The organism is Rossellomorea orangium (assembly GCF_019334305.1).
Lineage (GTDB): Bacteria > Bacillota > Bacilli > Bacillales > Bacillaceae_B > Rossellomorea.
The window spans coordinates 1-309 of the sequence record NZ_JAHWGH010000027.1 but is presented as its reverse complement, the minus strand read 5'-3'; the positions used below and the strand labels follow the sequence as shown (position 1 = coordinate 309).

At 44.7% G+C, this 309-nt stretch carries 2 rRNA genes; both read right to left on the bottom strand.

From position 1 onward, the window contains the following. Positions 1-107 (bottom strand): 5S ribosomal RNA (rrf, locus tag KYJ26_RS22730). Positions 108-210: 103 nt separating this feature from the next. After that, a 23S ribosomal RNA gene (locus KYJ26_RS22725) occupies positions 211-309 on the bottom strand; the annotation flags it as partial.

Below are 309 nucleotides of genomic sequence, written 5' to 3'. Positions count from 1 at the left end.
GTCCTACTCTCACAGGGGGAGATCCCCCAACTACCATCGGCGCTGAAGAGCTTAACTTCCGTGTTCGGCATGGGAACGGGTGTGACCTCTTCGCCATTATCACCAGACGAATATTCAATTGAAGGATTGTTCCTTCAAAACTAGATAAAGGATTGATGTCAAGAAAGCCGAATATCGACCAATTGTTGTTCATTACAATAATGACTCTTTGTGGTTAAGTCCTCGATCGATTAGTATCAGTCAACTCCACATGTCGCCATGCTTCCATCTCTGACCTATCTACCTAGTCATCTTCTAGGGATCTTACTC